The 13,416-nt window shown below is 47.2% G+C and carries 11 protein-coding genes; 5 read left to right on the forward strand and 6 right to left on the reverse strand.

Annotated elements, in window-relative coordinates; genetic code table 11:
- Positions 1-48: 48 nt before the first annotated feature.
- Positions 49-1,506 carry a chromosomal replication initiator protein DnaA gene (gene dnaA, locus OP864_RS00005; RefSeq protein WP_270099280.1) on the forward strand — a complete coding sequence of 486 codons (1,458 nt, stop codon included), beginning with the start codon at positions 49-51 and terminating at the stop codon, positions 1,504-1,506.
- A 311-nt stretch (positions 1,507-1,817) separates the two neighbouring features.
- On the opposite strand, the gene glyA is transcribed toward dnaA, so the two are convergent.
- The gene (gene glyA / locus OP864_RS00010) at positions 1,818-3,125 is read right to left on the reverse strand and encodes a serine hydroxymethyltransferase (protein ID WP_270099282.1); all 1,308 of its coding nucleotides are present in this window, start codon (positions 3,123-3,125) and stop codon (positions 1,818-1,820) included.
- A 277-nt stretch (positions 3,126-3,402) separates the two neighbouring features.
- Between glyA and OP864_RS00015 the strand changes: the two genes are divergently transcribed.
- Both OP864_RS00015 and OP864_RS00020 read left to right on the forward strand, forming a co-directional pair.
- Entirely contained in the window at positions 3,403-4,761 is a 1,359-nt protein-coding gene (locus OP864_RS00015; protein WP_270099283.1) for a saccharopine dehydrogenase C-terminal domain-containing protein, read from the forward strand.
- 272 nt (positions 4,762-5,033) lie between these two features.
- Positions 5,034-6,293 carry a CinA family nicotinamide mononucleotide deamidase-related protein gene (locus OP864_RS00020; RefSeq protein WP_270099284.1) on the forward strand — a complete coding sequence of 420 codons (1,260 nt, stop codon included), beginning with the start codon at positions 5,034-5,036 and terminating at the stop codon, positions 6,291-6,293.
- A gap of 260 nt (positions 6,294-6,553) precedes the next feature.
- On the opposite strand, the gene OP864_RS00025 is transcribed toward OP864_RS00020, so the two are convergent.
- Both OP864_RS00025 and OP864_RS00030 read right to left on the reverse strand, forming a co-directional pair.
- Entirely contained in the window at positions 6,554-7,402 is an 849-nt protein-coding gene (locus OP864_RS00025; RefSeq protein ID WP_270099285.1) for an OmpA family protein, read from the reverse strand.
- Entirely contained in the window at positions 7,309-8,640 is a 1,332-nt protein-coding gene (locus OP864_RS00030) for a hypothetical protein (protein ID WP_270099286.1), read from the reverse strand. Before OP864_RS00030 ends, OP864_RS00025 begins: the two co-directional genes overlap by 94 nt.
- Positions 8,641-8,806: 166 nt before the next feature.
- On the opposite strand from OP864_RS00030, the gene OP864_RS00035 reads away from it, so the two are divergent.
- Positions 8,807-9,037, forward strand: a complete 231-nt coding sequence (locus OP864_RS00035) for a hypothetical protein (RefSeq protein ID WP_270099287.1) — start codon at positions 8,807-8,809, stop codon at positions 9,035-9,037.
- A gap of 27 nt (positions 9,038-9,064) precedes the next feature.
- On the forward strand, positions 9,065-10,150 hold the full coding sequence (locus OP864_RS00040; RefSeq protein ID WP_270099288.1) for an ABC transporter permease: 1,086 nt from the start codon (positions 9,065-9,067) through the stop codon (positions 10,148-10,150).
- A gap of 683 nt (positions 10,151-10,833) precedes the next feature.
- Here OP864_RS00040 and OP864_RS00045 read toward each other — a convergent pair.
- The 3 genes from OP864_RS00045 to OP864_RS00055 form a co-directional block, all read right to left on the reverse strand.
- Complete coding sequence (locus OP864_RS00045) at positions 10,834-10,989, reverse strand: hypothetical protein (RefSeq protein WP_270099289.1); 156 nt, start codon at positions 10,987-10,989, stop codon at positions 10,834-10,836.
- Positions 10,990-11,283: 294 nt separating this feature from the next.
- A complete protein-coding gene (locus OP864_RS00050; protein WP_270099290.1) occupies positions 11,284-11,727 on the reverse strand; it encodes an EF-hand domain-containing protein in 444 nt (147 codons plus the stop codon).
- 332 nt (positions 11,728-12,059) lie between these two features.
- Entirely contained in the window at positions 12,060-13,202 is a 1,143-nt protein-coding gene (locus tag OP864_RS00055; protein ID WP_041329411.1) for an acyl-CoA dehydrogenase family protein, read from the reverse strand.
- Positions 13,203-13,416: the final 214 nt, after the last annotated feature.

Below are 13,416 nucleotides of genomic sequence, written 5' to 3' on the forward strand. Positions count from 1 at the left end.
TTGGCCCTTTGGCCCGCCACAACACCCAATATAGTAGAGTATAGCCGCATGGAAAATTCACATATAGAAGTTTGGCAACAGTGCTTAAATAAAATTAAACAGGAGGTTAAAGACCAAGCCTTTAAGACTTGGTTCCTACCCATTCAGCCCAAAAAGCTGGAAGGGAACACCCTTACCTTGCAAGTTCCTAACTTCTTTTTCTATGAATGGCTAGAGTCACATTATATTGACCAACTCAAGGCCGCTATCCGCAGCCAACTAGGCGAAGAAGGACAGCTACAGTACGTTTTACAACAGAAAAAAGCGCCCCAAAAGCCACAGGTGGCCGTGCAAAGAGAAAAACCTTTGCGCAATCCCCTACAACAAAAAGAAAGAAGAATCAATCGGCATTATGGGCAAGCGCCTATCCGAGATAAGAACGAAAAGATCCATAACCCTTTTGTTATTCCAGGGATCAAGAAAAAGGAAATTGAGTCGCAGCTCAATGCTAGCTATACCTTTGACCGCTTTATTGAGGGAGATTGTAACCGCTTGGCCCGTTCTGCAGGTATGGCCGTGGCCAAAAAGCCCGGACAAACCGCCTTTAATCCCCTAATGATTTTTGGTAATGTGGGACTAGGCAAAACGCATTTGGCCCATGCCATTGGCAATGAAGTGAAGAAGAACATGAAAGACAAGGTGGTCCTTTATGTCTCTTCAGAGCATTTTACTAACCAATTTATTGAGTCACTGACCAAAAACGCCATCTCGGATTTTGTCAACTACTATCAACTCGTAGATTTACTGATTGTAGATGATATTCAGTTTTTGGCCAAGAAGCAGAAAACCCAAGATATTTTCTTTCATATCTTTAATCATCTGCACCAAAGAGGTAAACAACTCATCCTCACCTCAGATCGTCCACCCAAAGAAATGGCCGATATTGAAGAGCGTTTAATTTCTAGATTCAAATGGGGGCTCTCTGCCGATTTGCAGGTCCCTTCTCTAGAAACAAGAATGGCCATTATCCAACAAAAGATGCATAATGATGGCATTGAACTGCCTCATAATGTGATGGAGTATATTTCTTATACCGTTCGCTCTAATGTCCGTGAGCTAGAAGGGATTCTCATTTCTCTAATTGCTCAATCGGCCCTCAACCAAAGAGATATCGATATGTCGCTTGCCCGCGAGGTCATCTCTAAGTTTGTAGATGATGTGAGCCAAGAGATTTCTATTGAGTTTATTCAGAAAATTGTGGCCGACTACTATGATATTCCAGTAGAAAAGCTGCGTGAAAAGACCCGCAAAAAGCTTATCGTTACGGCCCGAAAACTCTCTATGTATTTGGCCAAACAGCTAAGTAATAAGTCGCTAACCTTTATTGGGGCCGCCTTTGGTGGCCGAGACCATAGCACGGTTATTCACGCCTGTAAATCCGTAGAGGCCATGCTGCAAAATGACCAAAGTTTTAAGTCAATTGTAGCCGATCTCAAGCAGAAGATTAAGCAAAATACCCAGCCCTAAAAGCGGGAACAAGATCATAGAAAGGCGGCTAGAGGAAATCCTCTAGCCGCCTTTTTTAGGTCCTACAGGCCCCAAAGGGGCCGCAGGCTGAGCTGCCGGAGCAGGGCCGCCGAAGGCGGCAGACCAAAGCGGCTTTGCCGCTGCAGGGCCGAGCAAACCTGCGAGCTGCGGAGTGGAGCGACCCGACCGCAGGGACAACCAGCCCCAAAGGGGCGCCAGTTCGACAACCGAAGGGCGTAGCGGCAGCCCCAAAAAAAAACGCCCTAAAAGTCAAAGCTTCTAGGACGATATAAAATTAAGCTATTTATTGCTTATAGTGGAGCCACTTCTACCCCTTCCTCATCCGAGGCAAAAAGCGGATAATTGGCCATATAGGCATTGATTTCGGCTTTGACGGCAGCAATTTCTTGGGCATCATCAATATTGCTCAAAATGCGGTCCATCCATTCTACAGTTTTCACACAATCGGCCTCTTTGAAGCCTCGAGTCGTGACGGCGGGGGTACCTATACGCATGCCCGAAGTCACCATAGGCGATTCAGTATCAAAGGGCACCATATTTTTATTGACCGTAATATCGGCCAAGATGAGAGTTTCTTCTGCCTGCTTGCCCGTTACGCCTTTGGGGCGAAGGTCAATCAGCATAAGGTGGTTATCTGTTCCGCCAGAAATGACCTTATAGCCTTTATCGACAAAAGCCTGCGCCATCGCTTTGGCATTGGCCACCACCTGTTTTTGGTAGGTCTTAAAGCTAGGTTGCAAGGCCTCGTGAAAAGCAACCGCCTTAGCGGCAATTACATGCTCTAGCGGGCCTCCTTGGGTGCCGGGAAAAACGGCAGAGTTGAGGAGTACCGACATCTTTTTGGGATTGCCCGACTTCTTCCAGACCTTACCAAAGGGATTGGGAAAATCTTTGCCCATCAAAATCATTCCCCCTCTGGGGCCACGCAAAGTTTTATGCGTCGTGGTGGTCACGATATGGCAATAGTCCAAAGGATTTTTGAGCAGGCCAGCGGCAATAACGCCCGCAGGATGCGCCATATCGCACCAAAGGATAGCCCCTACCTCATCGGCAATCTCTCTGAAGCGCTCATACTCCCATTCTCTAGAATAGGCCGAGGCCCCACAAAGGATAATTTTAGGCTGATGCTCTTTGGCCTTGGCGGCCACCTTATCCATATCGATACGGCCCGTGGCTTCTTCTACCCCATAAAAAACGGGATGATAGAGCTGGCCCGAAAAATTGGCCTTAGAGCCATGCGTAAGATGACCGCCATGAGCCAAATCAAAACCGAGGATCGTATCGCCAGGTTTTACACAAGCCAAATATACGGCCGCATTGGCCTGGGCGCCAGAATGTGGCTGCACATTGACATATTCCGCATTGAAAAGCGCTTTGGCGCGATCAATAGCCAATTGTTCAATTTTATCTACGACCTCGCAGCCGCCATAATAGCGCTTTTGGGGATATCCCTCAGCGTACTTATTAGTGAGGCAAGACCCCATGGCCTGCATGAGCTGCTGACTAACAATGTTCTCAGAGGCAATCAGTTCGATACCGTTCTGCTGGCGTTCGTGCTCCTCCCGGATCAATGCGGCCACTTGAAGATCTTTCAACATAGCTGTTCTCGATTTAAAAAAATAAAATGCGGTTTGTTTGCTGTGACTCTCTTCTCAGTAATTGAGTCGCTTAAAGATAATTTTCTTGGGCAAACTCGCCAAGGAAAAGACTTTTTTTTTGATCTCTGGCCCTTGCAGCTACTTCAGAGAAATATTGTTTGTTTTGGCCAAAGTCCTTAAAATCATTCAAAATTAGCTAGGCTATAAATGAGTTCTAAGAGAAAGTTTTATCTTGTCGACTAATTTACAGTTAACAAACAGCTAAACAATTTGATTTATGTTGAATAAAATTCTTGTGGTGGGCGCAGGGCGTTCGGCCACTTCTCTAATAGATTATTTGCTAGAACAAACGCCTAAATACCAGTGGGAAATCATTATTGCCGATGCCAATTTGGCCCTAGCCGAAAAAAAACTAGAGGGCAGAGCGCATGGCCGAGCCGTTGCGCTTGATGTACTAGATGTAGAAAGCCGTGGCGAATTGGTCCAAGAGGTAGATGTGGTGGTGTCTATGTTGCCTCCTTTTATGCACCATCATTTGGCCGGCGATTGCCTAAAGTATGGAAAGCATCTGGCCAATGCCTCTTATGTGGCTGCCGAGCTCAAAGAAATGGCCGAATCAGCTGAGGAAAAAGGCCTGATCTTCCTTTGTGAGCTGGGCCTCGATCCTGGTATCGACCATATGTCGGCTATGCAAGGTATTCACCAAATTCAGGAAGCTGGACACAAAATGCTTTCTTTCAAATCGGCCGCTGGCGGTTTGGTGGCCCCCGAAAGCGACGACAATCCCTGGCATTATAAATTCTCTTGGAGCCCCCGAAATGTGGTCCTTGCTGGCCAAGGTATTGCTAAGTATATGTATAATGGGCAGTATAAACACGTTCCCTATCAGCGCCTATTTGAAGATATCGAGCTAGTGGAGGTGCCCGGCATGGGCCAATATGAGGCCTATCCCAACCGCATTTCACTAAAATATGAATCGGCCTATGGCTTGGAAGGCACGCCCACAATTTTGCGGCAAACCCTCCGCCATCCTGGCTATTGCAAGGCTTGGAACCTACTGCTCCAACTGGGCCTTACCGATGATTCTCATGAACTAGAGTACTCCGAAAATCTCACTTACGCTAGCCTTATTCGCAGCTTTTTGCCTGCCGCCAATGATGAGCTGCAGTTTGATAGCCTAAGGGCCCGCCTGGCCCATTTCTTCCAGCTAGAAGAGGCAGATAAAGCCCTCGATAAGCTCGAATGGCTAGGCCTTTTTGAAGAAACGCCCATTCCTTTCGACCAGGCTTCTCCAGCCGTTATTTTGCAAGATATTCTAGAGAAAAAATGGAAGTTGCAGCCCGAAGAAAAGGATATGATTATCATGCAACACGAATTTATTTACCAAGATACCCAAGGCCAAGAACACCGCCGCCTCTCGACCATGGTACAAACGGGCGATAATGCCGAGGATACCGCTATGGCGCGGCTTGTCGGCCTGCCCTTAGCCATGGGCGTCAAGCAAATTATGCTGGGCCAAATCGAAAGAAGAGGGGTGCTTATCCCTATTCATGAAGAAATTTATACCCCCATTCTCCAAGAATTGGAAAACTATGGGGTGGTCTTTGAAGAAAGAGAAGAATGCCTAACGGAATAATCGCCTGCAGCTCTAGAAGTTTTTACTTTTAGGGCTGTTTTTTTGGGGCTGCCCCTCCCTTCGGTCGGGTCGGGCTGTGTCAGGGCTCGCAGGTCTGCTCGGCCCTGCAGGCTTTTTCGCTTTGCTGCAAAAGCCTTTGGTCTGCGGCTTCGCCGCCCCCTTTTCCATCCCTCAGCCGCTCATCACTAAGGTTTTGGCTTTAGTTTTCGGCTTCGGCCCGCCTAGCCCCAAAACCTCTTCATCAAAAACTTGTTTAGCCAAAAACAATCATCATGAAAGCATACATCATCAATATTGGAGATGAAATTTTATTGGGCCAGATTCTCAATACCAACGCCCATTGGATGGCCCAAGAGCTACAAGCTCAGGGCGTCGATTTACAAAAAATCCTGACCATCTCCGATGAGCGCCAAGCCATTATTGATAGCTTGGAGCAAGCCAAGGGCCAAGCCGATTTGGTCCTAATTACGGGAGGCTTAGGGCCCACCAAAGACGATATTACTAAATTCACCCTAGCCGATTACTTCGGAATGTCGCTGGCTTTTCATGCCCCCAGCTTCCAAAATATCGAGCGTTTATTTGAGCAATTTGGCCGAAACCGCCGCCCAGACGAGCGCTATAAAGTACAGGCTGAAATGCCCGAAGGAGCCCAGATTCTAATTAACAAAATGGGGACTGCCTCTGGCATCTGGTTCCAAGAAGAGGGCTATCCCATTGTGGTCTCTATGCCTGGCGTGCCCAAAGAAATGAAATACCTCATGCAAGAGGAGGTCTTTCCCCGTTTGGCCCAATTGCCTGGCCGCTCTAATATTGTACAGCAAACTTGGCTTTGCTTTGGCAAAGGCGAAACCGATGTATCCACGGCCCTAGAAGATTTTGAGGCCCAATTGCCCGAAGCCATCAAATTGGCCTATTTGCCCAATACCAAAACGGGCTATTTGCGCTTGCGCCTTACCGCTAAAGGGCAAGAAGAGGCCGCTTTGGTCCAAGCCGTACAAGAAGAGGGGGCCAAACTTTGCCAAATTCTGGGGCCCAAACTCATTATTGGCCAAGAAGGCGATTTTTTAGAGGCTAAACTAGGCGAACTGCTCCGCAAAAAGGGAAAAACTATTGGCACTGCCGAAAGCTGCACGGGCGGAAATATTGCCCATAAAATTACGGCCATTCCTGGCTGTAGCGATTATTTCATGGGCTCAGTGGTCGCCTATAGCAATAAGGTAAAAATGCAGCAATTAGGCGTTGCTGAAGAAACTTTAGATACGGAAGGAGCCGTCTCTGAGGCTACCGTCCGCCAAATGCTCAGCGGCCTAATCAAAAACCTAAAAGTAGATTATGGCATAGTCAGTTCTGGCATTGCTGGCCCCGGCGGCGGCCGGCCCGATAAGCCCGTAGGCACCATCTGGCTGGCTATGGGTTCTGCAGAAAAACAATGGGTCCAAAAACTAGAATTGGGCAATAATAGAGCAAGAAATATTGAAATGAGTAGCAGTATTGCCCTCAACTTGATGCGCCTCTTTTTGCTGGAAGATTAAGGCTTTGTCTAGAAAAGTCCAATAGCGGCCCCTCCTTGGAGGGGCTTTTTGTTTTTCTGCCTTTTGAGGCAGAAAAACAGCTGGCCGAAAGGCTTTCATTTGGCCTAGCGATGTGCAGCAGTGGCCGCAGGCCAGAGCCAGCAAAAACTTGTTTTTTGCGCAGGGCCGAGCGAATAGCGAGCTGCGAAACGTAGCGCCGCAGCTTCGCTGCGGAGGCCCCAAAGCCATCATATTCATATAAAAAAGCTGCATTTTTTTGCCTACTGCCCATCATACTCCTTAAGGTCTGGATAGCGCTGCAGCAAAGCCGGCAGTTGTTCTTTTTCTATGGGCCAACCATCTATATAGGCTTGTATATATAAGTTCTCGAAGCCGCTTTCTTCCAAAGTTTCTTTTAGGGCATTGGCAGCTTTAAAGTTGCGCTCCAAGCCCAAATAATAGGTAATTTCGGGAGCGTTGGCCTGTTTTTCGGCGGCGACATTGGCTAGCTGGCTCAAAATGGGGTCATCAAAAAGCTGGCTAGTCGTTTGAATAGCAATGCGATAGCGTAGGCCTTGGCTTTTGCTTCTAAAATCCTGGGCCTCAGCAGCTAGTAAAATCGGGCTCAATTTGGGCCAACTATAATCTACCTTCAAGGCCGTTGGTTGGGCCTCTAATAAGCGCAGCTCTATCCGTCGGTTAAATTGCTGCCCCGCCTCATTTGGCGAACCATCAAAAGAAAAGTTTTGGGCCTGAGGGTAAGACATGCCGCAACCTCTTAGATAAATGCGCTGCGAGGAAATCCCTTTGGCCATTAGGTTTTGGGCCAGTTGCTGCCCTTGCTGCAAGGACAAAAACAGCCCTCGGCTGGCCTCATATTGGGCATCGGCATGGGCCTCAATCAATACCTTTAGGCTGGGATAATCCTGAAGCAAACGAAGCAAACGGTCTATCTGCCGCTGATCTTGCCATGCCCCAGTTGCTGCAGTATAATAAAATGGCCGAAGCTGAATGTTGGCCTCGGTAGAGCTACTATCTAGGGCCGATAAAACAGCCAAATTGCTAGGCGGTGGAGGGGCCAGTTCTTGGGCCGCTCCTTGCAGAAAATCCAAACTAGCCGAAACCGCCAACTGCGCCTTTCTTTCTTGCCTAAAATATAACTGATAAAGGTCGAGCCCCCCTTCTCCGCCAGCTCTACGGCTGAGCAGCTGCCCCCTAGGCCATTGGCCGACAGGCGAAAAAACAAATCATCTCCAGGGCTGCTAATGGGAGCCGGCAACAAACGGGGCGAAGTCCATTGGCCCTTTTCGGCCTCATAAACTGATTCGTAGACATCGTAGCCGCCTACTCCCAGGGCGGATAAACGAGAGAAAAAAAGCGTCTTCCCATCGGCAGCCAAAAAAGGCGTGCGTTCTGCTGCTGGCGTGTTGACAGGCCCCGCCAAAGCAATAGGCGCCGACCAGCTACGGTCTGCATTTCGCTTCCGATAATAAATGTCTAGATCCTGGGCATGAGGACCAGCCACAAAGAAAAACAAACTATCACTAAAAAAATAATGGTCGCCGGTCCAACTATGATACTGACTATCTAGGGCAATGGGAGTTGCTAGAGACTGGCCATATCCATCGCCAAAATTATCGACTAAGCCCTGACTATCTCGCTGAAAAAACAACTGTCTATAATCACTGCTAAACCCCAATAAACATTCTTCTTCAGGGCTGTTGTAGCGTTCGCTTAGGGGCTGAGGCTGACTCCAGCTCCTCTCCTTTCGCTCAATTTGATAGATTTGTCTATTTTTTTGGCCGCTACTATCTGGGCGGTCAGAAGAAAAGTAATAATAAGCCTTATTCCCCTTAAAAAGGGGACCTTCATCATAGGCCGTATTGATGGGCGACTGATAGGGAGAGGCAATAGCGGGAGAAGAAACCGCCGCATTTCTTTCGGCAAAAACAGCTTGTAGCAGCAAGCGCTTGACCTTTTTTCTATTAAATTTTCGGCTGCCCTTTGTTTTTAAAAAGAGCTTATAATAATGCATAGCCTGCTGATAATTCATTTCATAATGAAAAGCTCTAGCCGCCAAAAAAAGCGCTTGGTCCTTATGGTTTTTATCCTGCAAATAAATTTGTAGGCTTTGCAAACAGCTATCAAACTCATTGAGGCCAAAATGAGCCTGAGCTAAGGTATAATAGTAGTTAGATTTTGGCTTTTTTGCCGATTGTAATAGCTCCTGCGCCTTAGCTTTTGCCAACTGATAGTCTCCTTGGCTTAAGGCCAACTCGCTAGCTTGCCATTGTTTTTTTTGCCCCCTCAAACTAAGGCTGGCAAAAAGAACAGAAAGCGTTAATAAAAATAGTCTAGTGATATTCATAATTTTGCTTTATATATCCGGGCAAATATAGGGAAGTTTTATTGGAGAAGATGGGCTTAAGTTCGCATTTAAAGCGGAGTCTAGCTGCGCAAATATCCACCTTTTTCCGCTAGAACTCATTTAAAAAAACTAAATTGTCGCCAAGACCGCTAAGCCAAAATACCTCATGTTAAATATTATTCGAAAAAGAAACCCTTTTGCCCAAAAGCTGCCATCGCCTCAGGCGGTAGAGCGAACCTATTGGCGAAAGTTTTATGGGCAGGCGGGTCGTCGCTGGACCCTCCGTTTTTTTCTGCTCTTTTGTTTTTTGGCCCTTTTTTCTGACTTTCTGGCCAATCAAAAACCAATTTACTGTGAGTTGGAGGAGCTAGAAACGGGCGAGCGCTATCAGTTTTAGCCCATTCTATACGATTATGCCGTTGGTTTGGGCTTTCGCAATTGGGAGATTAAGTGGAAACGGCTCAACTGGTATGCTCCAGATGAAAAGCAGTGGCAATATCATGGGGTTATTTTTCCGCCCATTAGCTATTCTGCCGAGCAGGTTGATTTGCGCAATCCCTTAGTGGGTCCTCGAGATGAGCAGGTCCTGACTGGCTATATGCGACCGCATTATTTAGGCACCGACCCTTTGGGCCGAGATTTAGCTGCGGGTCTGCTACATGGCTGCCGAACGGCCCTATTGGTAGGCTTGGTGGCCATGTCGATAGCGGCTCTAATTGGCATTTTGCTGGGGGCTTTGGCTGGCTATTATGGCGATGATCGGCTCTACTGGAAACGCGCTTATTTCCTTGCTTTTTTCTTTGGTCTTTTTGCCTTTTGCTTTTTGGCCTTTGTTTGGGGCGCCTATCCCTTGGGCGAGCTCTTGAGGTCGGGTAATTTCTTAAAAGCAGGCTTTTATCTCACGCTTTTAGGAGTTCTTCTAGCAGCTATTTCTACACTTTTGGGCTGGATTTTGGGGCAGCTCCCTTTTCTTTCGGTCAAGAAGCGGCTCCCCTTAGATTTGGCCGTCATGCGCTTTATAGAATTGATTAACTCCATTCCGGTTCTCTTGCTCATTTTGGCCATTTTGCCCCTCATTAAAGATAGCTCTATTTATACCGTCATGGTCCTCATTGGTTTGTTATCTTGGACCGGTATTGCCAAGTTTATTCGAGCCGAAATGCTGCGTATAAGAGCGCTCCCCTATGTGGAGGCGGCTCGGGCTTTGGGCTATAGAGAGCTGAGCATCATCTGGCGGCAGGCCTTGCCCAATGCCCTGCCTCCGGTCCTCATTGCCTTGGCTTTTGGGATGGCTGCGGCGGTACTCACCGAGTCCTTTCTTTCTTTTATCAATGTGGGCCTACCTCCCGAGCAGGTGAGTTGGGGCTCTTTATTGCGTAGCGCCCGAGATGCGGGTATTTCGGCTTGGTGGCTGGCGCTTTTTCCAGGGCTTGCCATCTTTTTCACGCTCAGTATTTTCAATTTATTAGGAGAGGGTATTAACAAAACGCTAGATCCTAAGGAGGTTTAATTTTTTTTGGGGCCTGCCGCCTGCGGCGGCCGGGCCCTTGCAGGGCTCGCAGGTCTGCTCGGCCGTTATTCCCTTCGGTCATCGAACTGCGGCTTTCAGCCTTGTTGTCGCCGCTTTCAGCGGCTCGGTCTGGCCTGCGGCCACCCTTTCAGGCCCCTAGGCCGACGGGCCTTCGGCCCTTTTTACTGTAGGTTGAAACCTACAGCCATACAACAACCCCATTCTACATCTATAGTGCGGAGAGGATTAAAATCCTCTACCGCTTTGAACAAGGGCTGTTTTTTTCTTGATAGTTTAATTTTGTTTTTTCTCCCCCATAAATTTCATAGGAACCCTAGGGCCAAGGCCCTAGGCTATTGAAAAAATTGTCATCCCCTCATTCGAGGGGATTTTTCTTTGCGGTTGTGGTTGGGGAGTTGTTGTTTTTCTTGGAGCTAATTTTTTTCCATTTTCCAGCAAAGAAGGGCTTTAGCCCACCTGTTTACCCAGTCTACAAGCATGGGCTTCAGCCCATGACCCCAAAACCGCCGAAGAAAACCGCCCAAAGAAAAAAGACTGTTGAGCGGCCTAGCGATGTGCAGGGGTGGCCGAAGGCCAGACCCAGCGGGCGCAGCCCGCGCAGGGCCGAGCGAGCAGCGAGCCCCGAAACGTAGCGCCCGCCAAAGGCGGGAGGCCCCAAGAACTTACCTTTCCATAAGGAGCGAATCGACATTTAGGTCCAAAATTGAAGCTAAATCTTCCACCAAAAAGAAATCTTCATCATTATATTTTCTAGATATAAAATGATAACCTCCCTCCCTGTTAATCTCCAATAGCCAGTTTGCATTATCATCACGCATATATGGGTTATAATGAGCTAATATTGTCTTATCAAAAAAACTACTATCTACTTTATTTTTTGTAACAAGAATGAATAAGCCGCTAAGAGAGCTAGGGGGGGCATAAGCCAGGACTGTCCAGAATTTTGTGTCTCCCCTTCTTGCTGCCTAGATATATATTCTCTCATAAATCTCACAGAAACCCAGCGCTTATCGTTTGGCAGTTGTTTTTTTGAACGCTGTAGGGCAAACATAAAAAAAGAGGAGCCGAAGCTCCTCCTCTAAATAGAAAACAAAAATCCCTTTTACCCTATTCTAATTTGTTTTCCGTTCTCTTCTTTTGGCCGATTTTGGGGCCGCTTTCAGCTCATCTTGGCTAATAAAGCCATCTTGGTTGCTGTCAATTGTTGCAAAATTTTCTTTGATGGGACCTTTGGCTTCGGCCTGAGAAATCTGTCCGTCTTGGTCAGCATCTAGCTTCTCAAAACGCTTGCCTTTGCCTTTTTTGCCCTTGCCCTTAGGTTTGTTTTTTAATTCCTCTAGGCTAATAAAGCCATTTTGGTCGGCATCAATTGTTGCAAAATTCTTTTTGAGGCGACCTTTGGCCTCTGCCTGAGAAATCTGCCCATCTTGGTCGGCATCCATTTTTTCAAAGCGCTCTTCTTTAGACAAACGCTCTTTTCCTTCTCTTTTTTGGTCTTGTGCCTGAGCATTCAAAGCAATCAATCCAAATCCAATTAACATCAGTAGATTTTTCATAAAATTTGTTTTTTGGGGATAAAATTTGAACCTCAGACGCTAGTGCTCAACAAGGGTTTAAGGCCCTTGTTTTTTTTTATTTTTATTTTTTGGGGCTGCCCCGCCCTGCGGGCGGGTCGGGCTATGTCGCAGCTCGCAAGCCTGCTCGGCCCTGCGCTTTTTTCGCTTTGCTCAAAAAGCTGGGTCTGGCCCTTCGGGCCACTGCTTTCTATCCCTCAGCCGGCTCCACCAAAGAGCTAGAGCTGGGCATTCGGCTTCGGCAGGCAAAAAAAAAGGAGACCGATAAATCGGTCTCCTTTCTTGGCCCATAAAAGAGCGACTTATATAATAGACTAGTCTTTTAGCAAAGAGCGAGAAATCACTAGCTTCTGAATTTCAGAGGTACCCTCTCCAATAGTACAGAGTTTAGAATCGCGGAAAAACTTCTCTACGGGGAAGTCCTTGGTATAACCATAACCACCATGTACCTGAATACTATCGGTAGCTACTTTTACACAAACCTCAGAGGCCATATATTTCGCCATAGCCGAGATTTTGGTCACGGGCAAATGATTATCTTTAAGATAACCCGCCTTGCGAGTAAGCAATTCTGCCGCTTCAATTTCTGTGGCCATATCGGCAAGTTTGAAGGCAATAGCTTGGAACTTAGAAATGGCTTTGCCAAACTGCTCTCTTTCTTTAGAGTACTTTAGGGCCGCCTTATAAGCACCTTTAGCAATACCTAGAGAAAGGGCAGCAATAGAAATGCGGCCACCATCTAGAATTTTCATGGCTTGGATAAAGCCTTCGCCCTCATTGCCTAGCAACTGACTCTTGTGTACTCGGCAATTTTCAAAAACCAATTCGGCAGTTTCAGAGGCGCGCATACCGAGCTTATTCTCCTTCTTCCCAGCAGAAAATCCTTCCATATTCCGCTCAATAACAAAGGCACTAATGCCGCGGCTGTCGAGTAGGTCGCCTGTACGGACGAGCACCACCCCAACATCGCCACTGATGCCGTGGGTAATCCAGTTTTTGGTCCCGTTAATTACATAATAATCGCCATCTTTTTCTGCGGTACATTGCATACGCATAGCATCAGAACCCGTGTTGGCCTCGGTAAGTCCCCAAAAAGCAACATGTTCGCCACTGGCCAACTTGGGTAAATACTTTTTCTTTTGCTCCTCATTGCCAAACATCAAAATATGGTTGGTTCCTAAAGAGTTGTGGGCCGCCAAAGACAAGCCGATAGAGCTACACACCTGAGCGACCTCCTCGATCACGGTAATATACTCTTGATAACCTAGGCCTGTTCCGCCATATTCTTCAGGGACCAAAACGCCCATAAACCCTTGTTCTCCCATTTTCTGGAAAAGGTCTTTGGGAAAATACTGGCGTTCATCCCAATCCATCATCTCGGGGCGAATATGTTTTTCGGCAAAGTTGCGGGCAGACTCCTGAATAAGAGCCAAGGCCTCATTGGCTGAGCTGTTCATGTAATCCATAAATTAAATAAAGAGATTTTTGGGGACCAATTTGGGGCTTTCCTTTTGGTCCAATAGTTTGAAGAGAGCAATGCTCTCTGAGAAATGTCTGTTTCGCCAATTTACAACAAAAAAATTGATTTTCGGTTTTTCTGCTTTTTATGCCAAGCCTTAACATAAATTAACTAGCTTCGGATATTGGGCCAAAAGCTAGCCAGCTGCGTCT

The organism is Saprospira grandis (assembly GCF_027594745.1).
GTDB classification, from domain to species: Bacteria; Bacteroidota; Bacteroidia; order Chitinophagales; family Saprospiraceae; genus Saprospira; species Saprospira grandis.